Origin of the sequence: Alexandriicola marinus (assembly GCF_004000435.1) — a bacterium.
GTDB classification, from domain to species: Bacteria; Pseudomonadota; Alphaproteobacteria; order Rhodobacterales; family Rhodobacteraceae; genus Alexandriicola; species Alexandriicola marinus.
Window position 1 is genome coordinate 1,107,861 of record NZ_RBVZ01000001.1, and the last position, 18,883, is coordinate 1,126,743.

The window sequence follows — 18,883 nt, forward strand, 5'->3', positions numbered from 1 at the left end:
ATTCGGCGAGGTGGTGCCGTGACACCCGGACCCTTTCGCCATGATGCAGTGCCCATTCACCATCAGGTGCTGCGCAATCGATTGCATAGCATCCGTCCGAAAAGCGTTCAACATCCCATTTCAGATTGCGCCCGGAAAATCTCCCGCAATAGGCCAATATTCGGCATATTTTCTTCAGTTTGCGACGCGGCGCCCCGTGGCAGAAATCCCGCCACGTCGGTTGCGCCGATTTCGATGTGCAATCGTTTGTCAGATTCTTGCGACACGCAGATTCAGATCATCTGCCCGTCATCTGCCGGATCCTCCGGGGCTCCGGTCCGGCTGACCGCCCGGACGATGGCCCCGATCTGCATCAGCTGATCCGACAGCGGGTTCGACTTGCGCCAGACCATGCCGATCCGGCGCGACGGGCGCGGCGCGGGGAATCGCGCGATCGAGACATCGGCCGATCGGGTTTCGAGGTCGACCGCCATTTCCGGGATCAGGGTGACCCCCATCCCTGCCCCGACCATCTGAACAAGAGTCGACAGCGAACTGCCCTCCATCAACGCACCCGCCTTGGTGCGGCCGAACTGGCAGAAGGACAGTGCCTGATCGCGGAAGCAATGCCCCTCCTCCAGCAGCAACAGACGCATCGTCTGAAGCGTCTTCGGGCTGGGCACCGGCTTGCCCGCGTCCCGCGACGTGCGGACGAGGACGAAATCCTCCTCGAAGAGCGCAAACTCGGTCAGCGACGGCTCCGAAATCGGAAGTGCCACCACCGCCATGTCGATCCGGCCATCCTGAAGATCCTCGATCAGGGATTGCGTGACCGCTTCGCGCAGCGTCAGGTCCAGCCCGGGGAATCGCGCCGACAGGGCCGAGATGATCGCGGGCAGAAAATAGGGTGCGACGGTCGGGATCACGCCCAGACGCAACCGCCCCGCCAGTGGCCCTTGTGATGCCCGGACAAGATCGTCAAGTTCCTCGACCGCCAGAAGGATATGGCGCGCCTTGTCCAGCAGCCGTTCACCGATCGGTGTCAGCCGAATCTCGCGGGCGCCCCGTTCGACCAGCGGGGCCCCGAACATGCCTTCCAGCTCCTTTATCTGAAGCGAGAGGGCGGGTTGCGAAATCGAGCAGGCCTCTGCCGCGCGGCCAAAATGGCGGTGCCGGGCGAGCGCGTCGAAGTAGCGCAACTGTTTAAATGTCAGTCCGATCATAAGTTCAGTTTATCAAAACCTTTTGGAATTCCAATTGGAGACAATTGCGCGCATTTGCTAGAACGATTCTAGAAAGAGCCGGAGCATCCTGCCCGGCGCGACTCGAGGGAGTAAATCATGGACGAAAATAACGTCGATCCCGCAGGCGGCTGCCCCGTCATGCACGGCGGCAATACCGAGCTTGGCAACAGCGTCACAAAGTGGTGGCCCAAGTCACTGAACCTCGACATCCTGCACCAGCATGGCGCACGCACCAACCCGATGGATCCCGACTACAACCATCGCGAGGCGGTCAAGGCGCTGGATTATGACGCGGTCAAGGAAGACGTGAAAGCGCTGATGACCGACAGCCAGGACTGGTGGCCGGCCGACTGGGGTCACTATGGTGGCCTGATGATCCGGCTTGCGTGGCATTCTGCCGGGTCCTACCGCATGGGTGACGGCCGTGGCGGCGCGGGTTCGGGCAACATCCGCTTTGCCCCGCTGAACTCCTGGCCCGACAACGCCAGCCTCGACAAGGCACGTCGTCTGCTCTGGCCGGTCAAGAAGAAGTATGGAAACGCGCTCAGCTGGGCCGACCTGATCATCCTTGCCGGCAACATGGCCTATGAATCCATGGGCCTGAAGACCTTTGGCTTCGGCTTCGGTCGCGAGGACATCTGGGGCCCCGAGACGGATGTGAACTGGGGCGCCGAGAACGAATGGCTCGCCCCGTCCGAAAACCGTTACGGCGACCTCGACGACACGTCGACGCTCTATAACCCGCTTGCCGCCGTGCACATGGGCCTGATCTACGTCAACCCCGAGGGTGTGAACGGCCAGCCCGATCCGGCGCGCACCGCGCTCCATGTGCGCGAAACCTTTGCCCGCATGGCGATGAACGACGAGGAAACCGCCGCCCTGACCTGCGGCGGCCACACGGTCGGCAAGGCGCATGGTGGCGGCGATCACGCCAATATCGGGGCCGAGCCCGAGGGCTGCCCTGTCCACAGCCAGGGCCTTGGCTGGGCGAACCCGGGCATGGACGGCAAGGCAACAAACGCCTTCACCTCCGGCATCGAGGGCGCCTGGACGAAGCATCCGACCCAGTGGGACATGGGCTATTTCGACTACCTCTTCGACTATGAGTGGGAGCTTACGAAATCGCCCGCCGGCGCCAACCAGTGGAAGCCGGTCGACATGCCCGAGAGCGAGATGCCGGTCGATCCGACCGATCCGTCCAAGCGTCGCATGCCGATGATGACGGATGCCGACATGGCGATGAAGGTCGACCCGATCTACAACGAGATCTGCCAGAAGTTCCGGGCAGACCCCGAGTATTTCGCCGACACCTTCGGCCGCGCATGGTTCAAGCTGACCCACCGCGACATGGGACCCAAGGCCAATTACTACGGCCCCGACGTCCCCGCCGAAGACCTGATCTGGCAGGATCCGATCCCTGCGGGCTCCACTTCCTACGATGTGGCGGCCGTCAAGGCGAAGATCGCCGAAAGCGGCCTGACAGCAGCCGAGATGATCGCCACCGCATGGGACAGTGCCCGCACCTACCGCGGGTCGGACAAGCGGGGCGGCGCCAACGGCGCGCGCATCCGTCTTGCTCCGCAGAAGGACTGGGTCGCCAACGAACCCGAGCGTCTGGCCAAGGTCCTCGGCATCCTCGAGCCCATCGCCAGCGAGACCGGCGCATCCATCGCGGATGTCATCGTTCTGGCCGGCAACGTCGGGCTTGAGATGTCGATCAAGGCCGCCGGCCACGATATCGAGGTTCCGTTCGCCGCGGGTCGCGGTGACGCAACCGACGCGCAGACCGATGCCGACAGCTTCTCGGTTCTGGAGCCTCTCGCCTGCGGCTTCCGCAACTGGCAGAAGGAGCAATATGCCGTCGCCCCCGAGGAGCTTCTCCTCGACAAGGCGCAGCTTCTGGGCCTGACAGCGGCCGAGATGACGGTTCTCGTCGGCGGGATGCGGATGCTGGGCGTCAACCACGGCGGATCGAAGCATGGTGTCTTCACCGACCGCGAAGGCCAGCTGACGAACGATTTCTTCGTCAACCTGACCGACATGGCCAATGCGTGGGAACCGGCCGAGGACGGCACCTACGAGATCCGCGACCGCAAGACCGGCGCGGTCAAGTGGACAGCCACCAGCACCGATCTGGTCTTCGGCTCCAACTCGATCCTGCGCGCCTATGCCGAGGTCTATGCACAGGATGACAACGCCGAAAAGTTCGTGCGCGATTTCGTCGCCGCATGGACCAAGGTGATGAACGCCGACCGCTTCGATCTGGTCGCCTGATCCAAGGACAGAACCGGGCGGCATGCGCTGCCCGGTTCCACCCGCTGCCCGCTTACCTGACGGGCTGCAGGACTTCTGATTTCCCAGTCATTGACGATGCAACCCGCGATGGGCGCCGCACGGCATGGCGCGCCATACATCGGGGATGCGACCACGGGGGTGGCCCCGGCCCTGCATAACCAAAGGACGACATGCGTCCGATACTCGATACCAGTGCCTGGCACAGGGCCGGAACTGCCTCTTGTCTCCGATAGAACGATTACCCTGAGAAGGGCGAAAATATGCGTTCCACGCATTTGGCCATCACAGTCTTGGCATGACTATAAGCTGGGACGTTTCGCCAAAGAGGCCACGAGGTCCGCACGAGGACCGCGATAGATGGAACAGAGCTCGGCCGGATCGTCGATCCGGATGCATTCCGCCATTTCGATCGTGGTCGGCCCGCTGAAGGGCACCTCGAATTCCGTCACGAGCGAGTTGATCAAGCCGTGGAAGTGCCCGCCCAGAAACAGCGGCTCCCAGACCGTTGTGTTGCCCAGCCCGTTGCCAGTGACGCTGAACCGGAACATGAGGCAATCGCCCGTCAGAAGGCCTGATTGTTCGACAAGCCCATTCATTTCAGGAAGGCCATACCGTTCGGCATATCTGTCTATATGCATGCCGACGATGGCGTCGGGGTCGCGCCCCCGGCGGACAAAGTAATTCTCGCTCGAGGCCGAAAGTTCGCTCAGTTCCAGACGTTCGTTGACGAGTGTCGACACCATCAGATCGTTGCGGACGATCGAGAGGCTGCGATCGAGGAACCGTTTCTCCTCGTCGCGAAGCAGGATCGCATACAGCACCTTCTGTCGCGACAGGCGCGGGTTTTCCACACCGCGCTCCCATCGGCTGACCGTGGCCTGATCGACGCCAAGCCGGTCTCCCAACTGCTGTTGGGTGATGCCGAGCCGCCGTCGCAGGTTCTTGATCGCCGTCCCTTCCATGACATCTTTGCTACGCGATCCCACCATGCAGGAAAAGCCTCGCGTTGCGTATGCGTGCCTCAGGCCCGCCTTGATGCAATCCGCATCCTCGACGACTTGAACAATTCGGGCACGATCAGGATCGGCAGCACGAACAGTCCGATCAACATCCAGTCGTCTGTTCCGATCGGGACGGTATGCAGCATGATCTGAAGCGGCGCCCAATAGATCGCCAACAGCTGCGCCCCCAGCGTGACACCAAGCGCCGCCAAGAGGAACGGATTGCTGAACCAGCCGATGCGCGAGGTCGTCAGATGCAGCGAGCGGAAGGCAAAGACGCTCGCCTTTTCAAAGACGACCATCGCAGTGAAGGCCGCCGTGCGTGCAAGCTCAACCCCCTGATCCATCAGGTGAAAGAAGATCCAAAGGCTCGACAACCCGGTATAGAGCCCGAAGACAACGATCGTGACGATCCCCCATATCCCGAGGATCGCGCTGTCCTTTTCGCGCGGCTTTTCCTTCATCAGGTCGGGTTCCGACTTCTCAAGACCAAGCGCCACAGCCGTGACGCCATCGGTGACAAGGTTCATCCACAGGATCTGCGTCGCCAGAAAGACCAGCGGCCCGCCGATGGCGATATTGACGACCAGTGCGATCACCTCGCCCGCGTTCGACGACAGGAGGTAGCGCACGAATTTGCGGATGTTCGCGAATTGCCGCCGCCCTTCGCCGATGGCGCGGACGATCGTCGTGAAATTGTCGTCAAGCAGCACGAGGTCCGACGCGTCACGGGCCACATCCGTGCCCCGTATCCCCATCGAGACCCCGATATCGGCCTTCTTCAGCGCGGGCGCGTCGTTGACCCCGTCGCCCGTCATCGCGACGATCTGCCCCTGATCCTGCAAGACCGAGACGATCCGCATCTTGTGTTCGGGCCGCGTGCGGGCAAAGAGTACGTCTTCGGCAAGGATCGCATCAAGCGTCTCGTCGTCCAGCTCTTCCAGCTCCGGCCCTGTCAGGTGACGGCTGACAGGAAGGGAAAGTTGCCGCGCGATCGCCGTGGCCGTGATCGGACTGTCGCCAGTGATCATGATCGTCCGGATGCCGGCCGCGCGCGCACTGGCGATGGCCTCGCGCACATCCGCGCGGGGCGGGTCGATCAGGCCGACAAGGCCCAGAAACGTCAGACCCTCCTCCCTGATTTCCGGCCCGTCCTGCCGTCGCGCAAGGGCGATCACGCGCAGCCCGTCCTGCGCCATGGCGGTATAGTTCTCGGTGATCCGGGCCCAGTCTTCTGGTGTCAACGGTCGCACGCCCTCAGTGGTCAGCCCTTCGCTGCACAGATCGAGGATCGTTTCGGGCGCACCCTTGGTCAGCGTGACCGGACCATCGGCGGATTGATGCAGCACGCTCATCCGCTTGCGGTCGCTGCTGAACGGGATCTCGGCGAGAATCCGGGGCGCGGCCCCGGTACCGCACCAGCCCTTGTAGGCAAGCGTCACCAGCGCACCTTCCGTCGGCTCGCCCAACATCTCCCACGCGCCGTTTTCCTCCTTCAGCCGGGCGTGGTTGCAATAAAGCCCCGCGGTCAGGAGTGCGGCCAGAACCGGATCGTCGGCCGCCCGCAGGCGGGTTCCGTCGCGCAGGATGTGGCCCGCCGGATCATATCCCGTGCCCGTCACCTCATAGCTGTGTTCCAGCGTGTGAAGACGGGTCGCGGTCATCTTGTTCTCGGTCAGAGTGCCGGTCTTGTCGGTGCAGATCACCGAGGCCGCGCCCAGCGTTTCGACGGCCTGCAACTTTCGCGCCAGTGCGTTCTGCCGGACCATCGCCGTGGCCCCCAGCGCAAGCGTGATCGTCACGACCGCCGGCAAGCCCTCGGGCACCATGGCCACGGCAAGCGACAGCCCCGTTAGAACCATCTCGGTCACGTCGCGGTTCATGACAAGCCCGAGGACAACCACACCCAGCGCCACCAGAAGGGCCGCCGCCCCAAGCTGCCGTGCCAGCTGGCCCAGCTTGATCTGAAGGTTTGTCGTCTTGAGCCCCAAGGATCCGGTCAGACCGGCGATCCGGCCGAATTCTGTCTGCGCGCCCGTCGCGGTAACCCGCGCCTCCGCCCGGCCGGCTGTCACCGAGGTTCCGGCAAAGACCGAAGATGCGTCACCGTCGGTGGTCTTCTGAACCGGCACCGACTCGCCCGTCAGAACGCTCTCGTCGATCTGTAGCGAACTTGCCTCGATCAGATCGGCATCCGCTGCAATCTTGGTGCCCGGTGCCAGCAACAGAAGGTCGCCCGGCACGATGTCGCGCGCCGGAATGACCTGTTCGGCCCCGTCGCGGATCACCATCGCCTTGGGCGACATCAGCTTGCGCAACGAGGTCAGCGCGGTTTCCGCGCGCCATTCCTGAACAAAGCCCAGCCCGGCATTGAGAAGAACCACCATCCCGATGGTGACCGCGTCCACGATCTCGCCCAGAACGAGGGCGGCCAATGCGGCGATGATCAGGATGACGACAAGAAGGCTCGAAAACTGGCGGATCAGGACAGTCAGGGGGCCGACCCTGTCGGGCTCCGGCAGTTCGTTCCAGCCATGGCTGCGCCGCGCCTCGGCCACCTGATCGCGCGTCAGGCCGCGACCGGTGTCGGTGGCGTGTGCTGCCTCATCCGGGAGGCCGGCTTCTGAATTGGGCGCCATATCCCCGTCAGATTGCCCGACGCAGGACCGGACTTGAAAGGCCTAATCGACCGGATGCGCGATCAGCCACGCTCTTTTTCATCCAGCCAGGCGCGGATGATCTGGCGGTGGCGGGCACCGTCATAGCTTGGGAAATGCCCACCATGGACGACCCGCACCGGCAGATCATGCAGACGGACCATTGAGCGGTGATAATCGGCCGCATCGGCGTGATAGGTATCCTCGATAAGCGGGCCATCATAGACGATATCCCCCGAGAACAGGATACCCGTCGCCGCCTCCCAGAGCGCGATCCCGCCGGGCGAATGGCCGGGCGTGTGGATCACCTCGAACTGCCGGTCGCCCAGATCGACGAGGTCGCCATCGTCGAGGATCCGTGTCGCGGGCGCGCGTTTGACAGCGTAGGTGGCGGATTCATAGGGCGCGGGCGGCAACCTGTCGAATATCTCATCCGTCACGTAGGGGTCTGCGAGCGTGGAGGCGCGGGTTGGGTCGGCCATGATCCCGGCCTCGGCACGGTGAACGGCCCGATCCTCGAATTCGTGATGGCAGCCGATATGATCGAAATGGGTATGGCTCGCCACCGCCGTCAGGGCGCGTTCGGTCACCAGCGGCACCCAGTCGCGCAGCGACACGACGCCCATCCCGCTGTCGACCAGCATGTCGCGATCGCGGCCGCGAACGTGCCAGATGTTGCAGCGGTAGAATTCGTGGATGAACGGCTCGTCGATGAAAGTCACGTCATCCGACAGATGGCGGATGCGATACCAGTCCTGCGGTTTGGCACGGATCATGTCCTACTCCTTGACCGGAAAGATGCGGAATGCGTCGAAGGCGGCCGACAGATCGAGGCTGTCGCCCGGGGCGGGCATGGCGCCGGGCGGCAGATGGGCCACGAGCGTCAGATCGGGGGTCGCGTCGGGGACCAGATGCGCCCGGGCGTGTGTTCCGAAAAAGGCCGCGTCGCGGACGCGGGCCGGACCGATCCGGACCTGTCCCTCGCCCAGCGTGATCGCCTCGGGGCGCAGGCAGGCGACCGCCCGGCCGGTGGGCGGCAGGGCCTGCGGGATCAGTCCAAAGGGCGTCTCGACCCCTTCGACGGTGATCCGGGCCGGCAGATGGTTCATCTCGCCCATGAAATCGGCCGCGAACAGGGACGCGGGCGCGCGATAGACCCGGGCGGGCGGGCCCACATCCTCGATCCGGCCTGCGTTCATCACAACGATCCGATCCGCGATGGCCATCGCCTCTTCCTGATCGTGGGTGACATGCACGAAGGTGGTGCCGACCTGCCGCTGGATCGACTTCAACTCGTCCTGCATGGCGCGGCGCAGCTTGAGGTCGAGCGCGCCGAGCGGTTCGTCCAGCAGCAGGACATCAGGCTCGACCGCCAGCGCCCGGGCCAGCGCCACGCGCTGACGCTGACCGCCCGACAATTCATGCGGGCGCTTGTCCGCCTCCGAGGCCAGCCCGACCATGCCCAGCAACTGCTCTGCCCGCGCATTCCGCGCCGCACGCCCCATGCCCGCCATGCGCGGACCAAAGCCCACGTTGTCCCGCAGGCTCATGTGCGGAAACAGCGCGTAATCCTGAAACATCGTCGTCGTGGGTCGCTTGGCCGGCGGCACATGGGTCATGTCGCGCCCGCCGATCAGCACCTCGCCCGCGCTGGGATCGATGAAGCCGCCAAGGACAGACAGAAGCGTGGTCTTGCCACAGCCCGACGGCCCCAGAAGCGTGACATATTCCCCCGCCTCGATCGTCAGATCGATATCCTTCAGGGCATGGAACGGCCCGAACCAATGGTTGAGGCCGGCAAGGATCACGGGTGCAGTCATCTGCGCCTCCGAAAGACCAGAAGTTCGAGGATCAACACGACACTGACCGACACGAGGAACACGAGGCTGCCGATCGCATTGAGCCGGGGCGACAGGCCCGAGCGCAGCATCGACCAGATCTCGACCGGCAGCGTCACGTCGAACCGGGTCAGGAGGAAGGCGATGATGAATTCATCCCACGACAGCGTCACCGAAAGAAAGAAGGCCGCGGCAATGGCGGGCATCAGCATCGGAACCGTCACCAGCCTGATCACCTGCGCCTCCGACGCGCCCAGATCCCGGGCCGCGCGTTCGGCATTCTGCTGCTGCGCGCCCATCGAGGCATAGATGATCGCGAATGCGATCGGCAGGTTGATCACCACATGTCCGATGGCCGCCGTCACAAGCGACAGGCCAAGCCCCGCGCGGGTGATCACGATCAGAAGCCCGAGCCCCACGATCAGGTAGCTGACCGTCAGCGGCGCGATCAGAAGGCCGCGCATCACCGCCGATCCCGGCAGCACATGCCGGGCCAGCCCATAGGCCGCCAGAAATCCCAGCACCACCGAGACCGACGCCGCGCCGAACGCCACCAGAAGCGAATTCAAGAGCGCGCCTGTCAGATCGTCGTCCCCGAGGATATCGCCATACCACCTGAGCGACGGCCCGTTGAAGGGCGGCACCGGAAGGCTGCCCTCCTGAAACGAGAATAGAACAAGCGTGCCGACCGGCAGGTAGATGAAGACAAAGGCGGCCAGCAGATAGGCCCATGGCAGCATGCGCAGGATCATAGCCGGTCAAGCCTCAGCCAGCGGGCTGACGCGATATAGGCCAGCGTCACGATCCCCATCAGAACGATCGCCAGGGCCGAAGCCAGCGGGAAATCCGCGCGCCGGCCAAGCTGGACCATGATCACCTGCGGCACGGTCAACTCGGTGTTGCCGCCAAGGATCTGCGGCGTGACATAGTCGCCGATGCACAGCACAAAGGTCAGGAAAGCGCCGGTCACGATCCCGGGCAAGGTCAGCGGCAGGATCACGTGCCGGAAGGTCTGGAACGCGTTCGCGCCCAGATCCATCGCTGCACGGCGGTAGTTGGGCGACAGCTGGATCAGGTTGGCGTAGATCGTCAGCGTCAAGAGCATGACGAAGAAATGCACGAAGCCCGTCACGGTCGCAAAGCGTGTGTTTGCCAATGTGATAGGCTCCGAGATCAGGCCAAGGCCGATCAGCGTGTTGTTGATCATGCCCTCGCGGGCCAGAACCAGCAGCCACGCATAGGATCGCACGACATAGGACGTCCAGAACGGCAGAATCGCCAGAAGCAGCGCCAGCCGCTGCCACCGGGCCGGCACCCGGAAGGCGATGATCCAGGCCAGCGGATAGGCCAGCACAACCGAGACGACGGTCACCGTCACCGTGATCTCGAGCGACACCATGATGGCGCGGGCCAGATAGGCCTTTTCCGTCAGTTCGACGTAATTGGCCAGCGACAGCCCCCAGACAAGCGTCCGGCCCTCCAGCGTGGCGAGGCTCATCGCGCCCATCACGAGGAAGGGCACGACAAAGAACGCCACCGTCCAGAGGAGAGCCGGGGCCGCAAAGCCCCAGCCCCGGATGCGCTCGGCGCGAGGGGTCACTGCTGCAGCGTATCGAGCCAGAGGTCCTGCATCTCGATATCGAGATCGGTATCGGGCGCAGGATAGAGCTGGGTCCGGGCCAGATAATCAGCCTGGCTGTCCCACCGCAGAAGCTCCTTTTCCTCGTCGCTCAGCACGTCGCCGGCCTTGGCATTCGCGGGCATGCCCCAGAAACAGGACGACGTGGCAAGCCGGGCCTGCCCCTCGGGGCTGACGATGTACTTGACGAATTCCAGCGCAAGATCGGGCTGTTCGGTTCCTGCGACCACGCCGATGGACTGCGCCCAGCGGACGGCGCCCTCTTCGGGGATGGTCCATGTCAGTTCGGGCTGTTCCCCGGCCAGGACGGCCGTCAGCCATTCGCCGCCGCCAACGACGATATCCACCTCGCCCGTGGCGAGGGCGGTCTGCGCCGCCACGACGCCCGCGACCGATGCTGCGCGCGAGCGCATGGTCGAGAGGACCTCTCCGATCGGGGCAAGGTCATCCATCCCGATCTCGGCGGTCGCGATGCCCTCGGCCATCGCGGCAATGCCCATCACCGGCAGGTAATAATCGTAGATCGAGATGCGGCCGTCGTATTTCTCGGACCAGACGGTGGCGAGGCTTTCCATATCCGCCGGGTCCACCGCCTCGGAATTGTAGGAGATGGTGTTGTAGCCGAATTTCTCGGTTACCGCATAGGTCACGCCGTCAAGGGTGTTGCTCTCGGCCATGACCACTTCGGGGAAGAAATCGTCCGTGGGCAGTTCGGCCGGATCAAGCGGCGCCAGGATGCCGGCCTCGACCGCGCGAAACACGTCGATGCCGTCGATGACCAGCACGTCCCAGTCGCCGGGGCGCGATTGTTCCAGAAGCGCGAGCGCGGCGCCTGTCCCTTCGTATTCGCGCAGGTTCACCGTGACGCCGAATTCCTGCTCGAACGGCTCGATCAGGGCGGGGTCGGTGTGGTCGCACCAGACCAGAGCGTTCAGCTCCTGTGCGCTGGCGGCGCCGGCCACCCCGATGCTCAGGGCGGTGGTCGACAATAGCAAGGCAGGCAGACGGGTCATCTCTATTCTCCCAGATGTGGTTCGCGTTGACCGCGCTGGTCGCGGCGTCTTGTGAAAAAAGTTGAAGTCATTCATCTTTGCAGTCAACGTCATTTTTCGATGGGTCCTCAACGCTCGGGTACGATTGCCATGGCCGGATTGCGCGAACGACAAAAAGCTGACCGCGAAAGACGCATTCTGGGTGCGGCAGTGACCAAATTTCGGGCAGAAGGCTATCGTTCGGTCCGAATCGAGGACCTGGCCGAGATGGCCGAGGTGTCGGTCGGCACGGTCTATAACTACTACCAGACCAAGGGCGACATCCTGATCGCCACGGTCGCGATGGAGGTCGAGGAGGTTCTGGCCTCGGGGGCTGAGATCGTTCGCGCCCCGCCGCCCGGTGCGGAAGAGGCGTTGCTTTCGCTAATCTTTTCCTATTACGACCATTCCCTCGAATACCTGTCGAAAGAAATGTGGCGCACCGCGATGGCCCTTGCGATCGAAGCGCCCGGCACGCCCAACGGCCGGCGCTATGCCGAACTCGACGCGCGCCTGTCGGCGCAGGTCACCGATCTGATCCGCGCGCTTCAGGCGCGGGGCGAGGTTCGTGCAGATGTCGACCCGGTGGCCATGGGGCAGCTGATCTTCAACAACCTGAACCAGATGTTCATCGAATTCGTGAAGGAGGATGACATGACGCTCGAGACTTTGCGCAGCGAGGTTGCCGCCCAGACCGCCCCCCTCGCGCGCCTGATCGCGCCGGAGGCACAGGCATGAGCCGGTTCAACCAGCCGCTTGGCGGCAATGACATGCCGCGCTTTGGCGGCCCCGCCACGATGATGCGCCTGCCTTCGCAGGACACAGCCGAAGGGCTGGACGCCTGTTTCATCGGGATCCCGATGGATATCGGCACCTCTAACCGTCCCGGCACCCGCCTCGGGCCGCGCCAGATCCGCGATGAAAGCCGGATGATCCGGCCTTACAACATGGCAACGCGGGCTGCCCCCTTCGACAGCCTCCAGATCGCGGATATCGGCGATGTGCCGATCAACACCTTCGATCTGAAGAAATCCGTCGACATCATCACCGAACATTACCACGAGGTTCTGTCGCACGGGACGATCCCCCTGACACTGGGTGGCGATCACACGCTGACATGGCCGATCCTGCGCGCCATCAGGGCGCGTCACGGGCCCGTGGCCCTGATCCATGTCGATGCCCATGCCGATATCAACGAACACATGTTCGGCGAGACCGTGGCGCATGGCTGCCCGTTCCGCCGCGCATGGGAGGATGGCTGCCTGCAAAACGACAAGGTCTTCCAGATCGGCCTGCGGGGCACAGGCTATGCGCCCGAAGATTTCGACTGGGGCCGCGACCGGGGCTGGACAGTGGTTCAGGCCGAGGAATGCTGGCACAAATCGCTCTCCCCGCTGATGGAACGGGTGCGCGATGTGGTGGGCGATGCGCCTGTCTACCTCAGCTTCGATATCGACAGCCTCGACCCTGCCTTCGCGCCCGGCACCGGCACGGTCGAGCCCGGCGGGCTGACCACCGTTCAGGCGCTGGAAATCGTGCGCGGCTGCGCCGGGCTCAACCTTGTGGGGTGCGATCTTGTCGAAGTCTCGCCGCCCTATGATCCGACCGGCAACACCGCGCTGATCGCCGCGAACCTTCTGTTCGAGATGCTCTGCGCCCTGCCCGGGGTCACCCGCGGCTAGGCCCGGCCTGATTTTCGTGGAAAGCGGCGGGACGCCGAGGCTAGGCTGGCGGCATATCCATGCAGCCGCGCCGGGGCGTCTCCCATCATGCGCATCGCGACCTTCAACCTGCAAAACCTGCGCCTGCGCCGCATCGACGGGCGGGCGCATCTCGATGGTGCGGTCGATGGCGACATGTCCCAGCCGGGCCGCTCGCGCACGATGGACATCGCCGACCGGTGGCAGACCGCCCGCGTGATCCAGGAGGCCCGCGCCGACATTATCGCCTTGCAGGAGGTGTTCGATCTCGCGGCGCTCGATCATCTGCATGACAGGTTCCTGCGCCGGATCGCCGGGCCGGCCTACCCCGTCCGGATTTGCCGCCCCGGCAATGACGGGCGCGGGTTGAACGTGGCGGCCATGTCCCGGATCGCACCTGCCACCGTGCGCAGCCATGCCCATGTCACCGGCGGCGATCTGGGCCTGACCGACCTGCCCGACGCCTTGCGCGATCTACCGATCTTCAGGCGCGACTGCCTCGAGCTTGAGTTCGGCGGGCTCACCATCTTTGTCTGCCACTTCAAAGCCCCCTACCCTGATGCACAAAAGGCCCATCTTGTCCGCGAGGCCGAGGCGCGCGCCGTGCGCCGCATTATCGAGCGGCGCTTCGACCGGCCCGATCAGGCGCGCTGGATCGCGCTTGGCGATTTCAACGAACCGGCCCCCGGACAGGAGCCGGGACCAAGCGCGCTGGCACCCCTGACATCGGATTTCGCCGTCGACCTGATGGATCGGAGGCGACCGGGCGATCGCTGGACCTACGAGGTTGCCGGGACGCATCTGCACTCCCGGCCCGACAGGATCCTCGTCTCGCCCCGTCTGGCCGAGGAATATCCCGCCGTCCGGCCCGGCATCATTCGCGCCAGCATGGGGCTGACCGGCGATGACGCGGCGATTGCCCGGAGGCCACATGCGAGCGATCACGCCCTGGTCCATGTCGATTTCCCGGGACTGCTGGACCCCGCGACGTAAGCGTCAGGATTGCATCCGGATATATCCCGTCGGGCATTCCTGCGCGCAAAGCCCGCAGCCCTTGCAGTAATCCAGATCGAACAGGTAATGCGATCCGTCGCGGGCCAGTTCGACCGTCTTGATCACCGCGTTGTCGGGGCAGAAGGTCCAGCAATTGTCGCAAGCCAGGCAATTGCCGCAGGACAGGCACCGTTGTGCCTCGGCCATCGCGGCGGCGCGCCCGATATCGCCCTCGATCTCGGTCTCGAAGGTCCGGGCCTCGACCCGCAGCTTGGGTGCCGCCACCCGCGCCGAATGGTCGTAATAGGACAGGTTCAGCTGATCCGGCGCAATCCCGACCCTGTCGCCGTCGGGCGATGCGGGCGCGCCCTCGAGTTCGGCAACCAGTGCCCTGACCGCCCGAAGCCCGTCGCCGATCGCGGCCGCCACCGTGCCGTGATCGCCGCGCGCATCGCCAAGGGCGAAAACCCGCTCCTGCGTCAGCCGGCCCGCCGGATCGCGGGGCCTCAGATAGCCGTGATCGATCAGGGCGCCCAACCCTTCGGGTGCCACTTCCTCGCCGATACAGGGGATCACCATGTCGACAGGCAGGACACGTTCCGTGCCCTCGAAACCAACGCGGTGCGCCCGGCCATCCTCGCCGCGCAGCTTGCGCAGGCTCATGACCTCGACGCCGGTGACCCGACTGCCGCGCAGGATCAGGCGGTTGATCGTCGTGTGATCGAGGATCTCGATCCCCTCCTCCAACGCCTCCTCAAGTTCACGCGGCACGACATTGATCACGTCCGAGGGGTCCGTTTCCGGCCCGGGCAGACCCGAGGCGGAGACAAGTGTCACCTGCTCGGCGCCTGCGCGTTTCATCGCGCGGCACAGATCCATCGCCGTGTTGCCGCCGCCATGCACGATGACGCGCCGCGCCTCGGGCAATTGGCCGTGATCGACGAATTCCTTGAGAAGGTTCAGCCCCTCGTGCAGATCGACGGGCACAGCGCCGTCGATGGACCACGCCTTGTTGGCCTGACATCCCGGCGCCAGAAGAACGGCGGCGTGATCGCGCTCCAGTTCGTCGAGCGTGACGTCGCGCCCCAGCCGTGCCCGCAGGTTTAGCGTGATCCCCGGCAGGTCCAGAAGGCGCGCGATCTCGGCATCCAGAACGTCGCGCGGCAGACGGGTCTGCGGAATGGCCGCGCGCAACAGGCCGCCCGCTTCGGGTGCGGCCTCGTAGATCGCGGCCCTCAGGCCTTGGCGGACGCAATGATAGGCCGCCGACAGACCCGCCGGGCCCGCCCCCACGATCGCAACCTCGGGCGCATCCGCCGCCGGCGCGGACACCGGATAGGTCCAACCCTGCCGGATCGCCTCGTCGCCAAGCCAGCGTTCGACATTGTGGATCGCAAGCGGCGCGTCGAGTGCGGCGCGGTTGCAGGCCGTCTCGCAGGGATGGGGGCAGACCCGGCCTGTGACGGCGGGCAAGGGATTGGCCCGCACGACTTCGCGCCACGCGCCCTCGGCGTCGCCTTCCTGCAGACGGGCGAACCAGGCCTGCTGGTCTTCGCCCGCCGGGCAGGACGCGGCACAGGGCGCCGTGGCATGAACATGAACGGGCGCCTCGCCCGACCGCCAGTTGCCGGTCTTGAAATCGAGCGAGGTTCCGGGCCGTGCATAGGCCCCACGTGTCAGGATCACCATGTCACACTCTCCCCGCCGGATGGCCACCCCGTCCGACCGACGAACTGGCCTGCGTATCGCCGGCGTCGGGCGTATCGCCGCGCAAGCCGAAGGTCTGGATGTTATGGTCGGCCAGCGCCTGAAGATGCGCCCGTTCTTCTTCGGCGCGGGCATCGTCGGGGGTCATCAGATGCGAAAAGCGGCCCTGCAACTCAAGGTAATCGGTGACCGGACGCACCTTGCGGATCGGCATCACGTTGGTGACCGCCCCACGTTCGATCTCGACCAGAGGAAAGAGCCCGCATTCCACGCCCCGCCGTGCGACCTCGATCGTCAGGGCGCTGTCGTGTCGCCAGCCCAAGGGGCACGGGCTGTGGATCACGAGGAACGTCGGCCCCTCGATCCCCATCGCATACCGGACCTTGCGTTGCAGATCGGCCGGATAGGCGACCGAGGCCGCCGCCGCATAGGGGATGTGATGGGCGGCGACGATGGCCAGAAGATCTTTTTTCAAATGGCGTTTGCCCATCCGCTCCTTGCCTGCGGGCGAGGTGGTCGTGGTGGCCGCATGCGGCGTCGAGGAGGATCGCTGGATCCCGGTATTCATGTAGGCTTCGTTGTCGTAGCAGACGTAAAGGACGTTGTGATACCGCTCCAGCATGCCCGAAAGGGCCTGAAACCCGATGTCATAGGTTCCGCCATCGCCGCCGAAGGCGAGAACCTTGGTGTTCTTGCCCTTGGCCTTCATGGCGGCTTCCATGCCCGAGGCGATGGCCCCGGCGTTCTCGAACAGGGAATGCATCCATGGCACCCGCCAGGAGGATTGCGGCCAGGCCGTGGTAAAGACCTCGAGGCACCCGGTCGCGTTGGCGATCATGACATCGGGGCCCGCGCATTCCGTCACCAGCCGCGCGGCCAGCGCCTCTCCGCAACCCTGACAGGCGCGGTGCCCGCTCTCAAGTCCGCGAAACCGGGGTTGCGCCTCGCGTGGCGTAAGTTCCTTTTGGTCTGCCCCGGGCGGGAGGGGTTCGCGCCCGAACTTCCGGCGCAATTCATCAAGCCGTTCGCCCCTTGGATCATGCTCGGCCATCAGCGGTCCTCCGGATCGAGTTTCGTCAGATCGGCATCAAAGACCGAGAAGGCCGGCCCGTCGGGATCGGCGACAGCCGTCATCAGGTCGGCGTAGATCGTCTCGGGGATGTCGCGGCCACCCAGCCCCAGCGCGTGATTGTGGATGCGCGGCGCATCGGGCGCACCGGCCAGGACGGCGGCCACCTCGGTGCCCACGACACCGCCAAGACCGGGCGAGATCGCGCGATCGATCACGATCAGATGCTCCAGCCCCGCACAGGCGGCGCGCAACGCAGCGGCGGGGAACGGGCGAAACGCGCGCAACTTGATCAGCCGGGCGCGGCCCGCCTGCGCGCCCGCATGTTCCATCCCGGTCTCGAGCGTGCCGAAGGTCGAACCCATCGCAAGGATGCCGATCTTCGCCTCCGGATCGCCCGCCACCTCCACGAGCCCGCCACCCCGACGGCCCGTCATCGCGTGCCAATCGTCATCGACCGTTTCGATCACGTCGAGCGCGCGGATCATCGCCGCATGGTGACTATGGCGCACCTCGGCAAAGAAGTCGGGCGACACCAGAGTGCCCAGCGATTTCGGGTCGGACGGATCGAGCCTGCGGTCGAATTCAAGCGGTGGCAGCCAGCCGTCGATGTCGGTCTGATCGGGCATCTCGATGGGTTCGAGCGTATGGGTCAGAACAAAACCGTCCATGCAGACCATGACCGGCAGTTCCGTCTCCTGCGAAATGCGGAATGCCTGGATCGTGGTGTCGACGGCCTCCTGATTGTCGGCGCAATGCAGCTGGATCCATCCGCAATCGCGCACCGCCATGGAATCGCTGTGATCGTTCCAGATCGACAGGGGCGCCGAGACTGCACGATTGGCCACCGTCATGACAAGCGGCACCCGCATGCCCGAGATGTTGAACAGAACCTCGGCCATCAGAAGAACGCCCTGACTGGCGGTCGCCGTATAGGCCCGCGCGCCGGTGGCCGCGGCCCCCAGAACGACCGAGGCGGCCGAGAACTCGCTCTCGACGCTGACGAATTCGGTATGCATCTCGCCTTCGGCCACGAGCCGCGACAGCGCCTCGACGATGTGGGTCTGGGGCGTGATCGGATAGGCCGCGACGACATCGGGCCGGCACATGGCCACCGCACGGGCGATGGCCTGGCTTCCTTCGATGGCTTCAAGCATCCGCAGGCTCCTTCCAGGCATCGGGTCGGATCGTGGCGGCCACCTTCTCGACAAGCGCCAGATTGCGCTCGAGCGTCGTGCCCGAGAACCGGTCGCGCAGGGCGACCGAGAGCGAAGCGATCTCGAAAAGCCCCGTGACCGAGAGGAACGCCGCCAGAAGAGCGGTATTCGGGATCGGTCGGCCGATGACCTCCTCGGCTAGCTCGGTGGCCGGGATCGTCAGCGCCCGACAGCCGAATTCCGCTGCGACCTCGTCACCAGGGCGGGTCGTGTTGACGACCATGCCCCCGCCGGGCCGAAGCCCCGCCACGATGGACGGGTCCTGCAAGAGCGTTCCGTCCTGCACGATCAGGAAATGCGGTGTGCGCACTTGCGCGCGCAGACGGATCGGCGCCTCGTCGGTCCGGACAAAGGCCGTGACAGGCGCGCCGCGTCGTTCGGCCCCGAAGGCCGGAAAGGCCTGACACATCTGGCCTGCATGAAAAGCGGTCGCCGCGAGGAGATAGGCTGCCGCCACGCTGCCCTGCCCGCCTCTGCCGTGAATGCGATATTCGATCATAACCCCGACCATGC

Annotated in this window: 16 protein-coding genes; 4 read left to right on the forward strand and 12 right to left on the reverse strand. The window is 64.8% G+C overall.

Annotation, left to right across the window (positions count from 1 at the left end; all coding sequences use genetic code 11):
* Positions 1-272 precede the first annotated feature (272 nt).
* Positions 273-1,202: a hydrogen peroxide-inducible genes activator gene (locus tag EP376_RS05425; protein WP_127654494.1), complete on the reverse strand. Its 930-nt coding sequence runs from the start codon at positions 1,200-1,202 to the stop codon at positions 273-275.
* Between the two features lie 117 nt (positions 1,203-1,319).
* On the opposite strand from EP376_RS05425, the gene katG reads away from it, so the two are divergent.
* On the forward strand, positions 1,320-3,497 hold the full coding sequence (katG, locus tag EP376_RS05430; protein ID WP_127654495.1) for a catalase/peroxidase HPI: 2,178 nt from the start codon (positions 1,320-1,322) through the stop codon (positions 3,495-3,497).
* A 320-nt stretch (positions 3,498-3,817) separates the two neighbouring features.
* On the opposite strand, the gene EP376_RS05435 is transcribed toward katG, so the two are convergent.
* The 7 genes from EP376_RS05435 to EP376_RS05465 form a co-directional block, all read right to left on the reverse strand.
* Positions 3,818-4,480 carry a helix-turn-helix domain-containing protein gene (locus EP376_RS05435; RefSeq protein WP_164744869.1) on the reverse strand — a complete coding sequence of 221 codons (663 nt, stop codon included), beginning with the start codon at positions 4,478-4,480 and terminating at the stop codon, positions 3,818-3,820.
* Positions 4,481-4,539: 59 nt separating this feature from the next.
* Positions 4,540-7,158 (reverse strand): cation-translocating P-type ATPase, encoded by a 2,619-nt coding sequence (locus EP376_RS05440; RefSeq protein WP_127654497.1) that lies wholly within the window; start codon positions 7,156-7,158, stop codon positions 4,540-4,542.
* A 62-nt stretch (positions 7,159-7,220) separates the two neighbouring features.
* On the reverse strand, positions 7,221-7,952 hold the full coding sequence (locus EP376_RS05445) for an MBL fold metallo-hydrolase (protein WP_127654498.1): 732 nt from the start codon (positions 7,950-7,952) through the stop codon (positions 7,221-7,223).
* A 3-nt stretch (positions 7,953-7,955) separates the two neighbouring features.
* On the reverse strand, positions 7,956-8,996 hold the full coding sequence (locus EP376_RS05450; protein WP_127654499.1) for an ABC transporter ATP-binding protein: 1,041 nt from the start codon (positions 8,994-8,996) through the stop codon (positions 7,956-7,958).
* Complete coding sequence (locus EP376_RS05455) at positions 8,993-9,766, reverse strand: ABC transporter permease (protein WP_127654500.1); 774 nt, start codon at positions 9,764-9,766, stop codon at positions 8,993-8,995. The genes EP376_RS05450 and EP376_RS05455 overlap by 4 nt, the downstream gene beginning before the upstream one ends.
* Positions 9,763-10,614, reverse strand: a complete 852-nt coding sequence (locus tag EP376_RS05460; protein ID WP_127654501.1) for an ABC transporter permease — start codon at positions 10,612-10,614, stop codon at positions 9,763-9,765. Before EP376_RS05460 ends, EP376_RS05455 begins: the two co-directional genes overlap by 4 nt.
* Complete coding sequence (locus EP376_RS05465) at positions 10,611-11,666, reverse strand: ABC transporter substrate-binding protein (protein WP_127654502.1); 1,056 nt, start codon at positions 11,664-11,666, stop codon at positions 10,611-10,613. Before EP376_RS05465 ends, EP376_RS05460 begins: the two co-directional genes overlap by 4 nt.
* A gap of 129 nt (positions 11,667-11,795) precedes the next feature.
* On the opposite strand from EP376_RS05465, the gene EP376_RS05470 reads away from it, so the two are divergent.
* The 3 genes from EP376_RS05470 to EP376_RS05480 all read left to right on the forward strand — a co-directional run bounded on the left by EP376_RS05470 (position 11,796) and on the right by EP376_RS05480 (position 14,377).
* Positions 11,796-12,422: a TetR/AcrR family transcriptional regulator gene (locus tag EP376_RS05470; RefSeq protein ID WP_127654503.1), complete on the forward strand. Its 627-nt coding sequence runs from the start codon at positions 11,796-11,798 to the stop codon at positions 12,420-12,422.
* On the forward strand, positions 12,419-13,366 hold the full coding sequence (gene speB / locus EP376_RS05475; protein ID WP_127654504.1) for an agmatinase: 948 nt from the start codon (positions 12,419-12,421) through the stop codon (positions 13,364-13,366). The genes EP376_RS05470 and speB overlap by 4 nt, the downstream gene beginning before the upstream one ends.
* A gap of 87 nt (positions 13,367-13,453) precedes the next feature.
* Positions 13,454-14,377 carry an endonuclease/exonuclease/phosphatase family protein gene (locus tag EP376_RS05480; protein ID WP_127654505.1) on the forward strand — a complete coding sequence of 308 codons (924 nt, stop codon included), beginning with the start codon at positions 13,454-13,456 and terminating at the stop codon, positions 14,375-14,377.
* A 3-nt stretch (positions 14,378-14,380) separates the two neighbouring features.
* Here EP376_RS05480 and EP376_RS05485 read toward each other — a convergent pair whose 3' ends face one another.
* The 4 genes from EP376_RS05485 to EP376_RS05500 are packed head-to-tail and all read right to left on the reverse strand — an operon-like array spanning position 14,381 to position 18,881.
* Positions 14,381-16,066: an FAD-dependent oxidoreductase gene (locus EP376_RS05485; RefSeq protein ID WP_127654506.1), complete on the reverse strand. Its 1,686-nt coding sequence runs from the start codon at positions 16,064-16,066 to the stop codon at positions 14,381-14,383.
* 1 nt (position 16,067) lies between these two features.
* On the reverse strand, positions 16,068-17,135 hold the full coding sequence (locus EP376_RS05490; RefSeq protein ID WP_127654507.1) for a thiamine pyrophosphate-dependent enzyme: 1,068 nt from the start codon (positions 17,133-17,135) through the stop codon (positions 16,068-16,070).
* Positions 17,135-18,310, reverse strand: a complete 1,176-nt coding sequence (gene porA, locus EP376_RS05495) for a pyruvate ferredoxin oxidoreductase (protein ID WP_127654508.1) — start codon at positions 18,308-18,310, stop codon at positions 17,135-17,137. The genes EP376_RS05490 and porA overlap by 1 nt, the downstream gene beginning before the upstream one ends.
* Positions 18,303-18,881: a 2-oxoacid:acceptor oxidoreductase family protein gene (locus EP376_RS05500; RefSeq protein ID WP_203330869.1), complete on the reverse strand. Its 579-nt coding sequence runs from the start codon at positions 18,879-18,881 to the stop codon at positions 18,303-18,305. Before EP376_RS05500 ends, porA begins: the two co-directional genes overlap by 8 nt.
* Between the last annotated feature and the right edge of the window lie 2 nt (positions 18,882-18,883).

Bases quoted from the DNA above. Each gene is read 5' to 3' on its own strand.
- EP376_RS05425 (WP_127654494.1), bottom strand. From the start codon at position 1,202: ATGATCGGACTGACATTTAAACAGTTGCGCTACTTCGACGCGCTCGCC.
- katG (WP_127654495.1), top strand. From the start codon at position 1,320: ATGGACGAAAATAACGTCGATCCCGCAGGCGGCTGCCCCGTCATGCAC.
- EP376_RS05435 (WP_164744869.1), bottom strand. From the start codon at position 4,480: ATGGAAGGGACGGCGATCAAGAACCTGCGACGGCGGCTCGGCATCACC.
- EP376_RS05440 (WP_127654497.1), bottom strand. From the start codon at position 7,158: ATGGCGCCCAATTCAGAAGCCGGCCTCCCGGATGAGGCAGCACACGCC.
- EP376_RS05445 (WP_127654498.1), bottom strand. From the start codon at position 7,952: ATGATCCGTGCCAAACCGCAGGACTGGTATCGCATCCGCCATCTGTCG.
- EP376_RS05450 (WP_127654499.1), bottom strand. From the start codon at position 8,996: ATGACTGCACCCGTGATCCTTGCCGGCCTCAACCATTGGTTCGGGCCG.
- EP376_RS05455 (WP_127654500.1), bottom strand. From the start codon at position 9,766: ATGATCCTGCGCATGCTGCCATGGGCCTATCTGCTGGCCGCCTTTGTC.
- EP376_RS05465 (WP_127654502.1), bottom strand. From the start codon at position 11,666: ATGACCCGTCTGCCTGCCTTGCTATTGTCGACCACCGCCCTGAGCATC.
- EP376_RS05470 (WP_127654503.1), top strand. From the start codon at position 11,796: ATGGCCGGATTGCGCGAACGACAAAAAGCTGACCGCGAAAGACGCATT.
- speB (WP_127654504.1), top strand. From the start codon at position 12,419: ATGAGCCGGTTCAACCAGCCGCTTGGCGGCAATGACATGCCGCGCTTT.
- EP376_RS05480 (WP_127654505.1), top strand. From the start codon at position 13,454: ATGCGCATCGCGACCTTCAACCTGCAAAACCTGCGCCTGCGCCGCATC.
- EP376_RS05485 (WP_127654506.1), bottom strand. From the start codon at position 16,066: ATGGTGATCCTGACACGTGGGGCCTATGCACGGCCCGGAACCTCGCTC.
- EP376_RS05490 (WP_127654507.1), bottom strand. From the start codon at position 17,135: ATGGCCGAGCATGATCCAAGGGGCGAACGGCTTGATGAATTGCGCCGG.
- porA (WP_127654508.1), bottom strand. From the start codon at position 18,310: ATGCTTGAAGCCATCGAAGGAAGCCAGGCCATCGCCCGTGCGGTGGCC.
- EP376_RS05500 (WP_203330869.1), bottom strand. From the start codon at position 18,881: ATGGTCGGGGTTATGATCGAATATCGCATTCACGGCAGAGGCGGGCAG.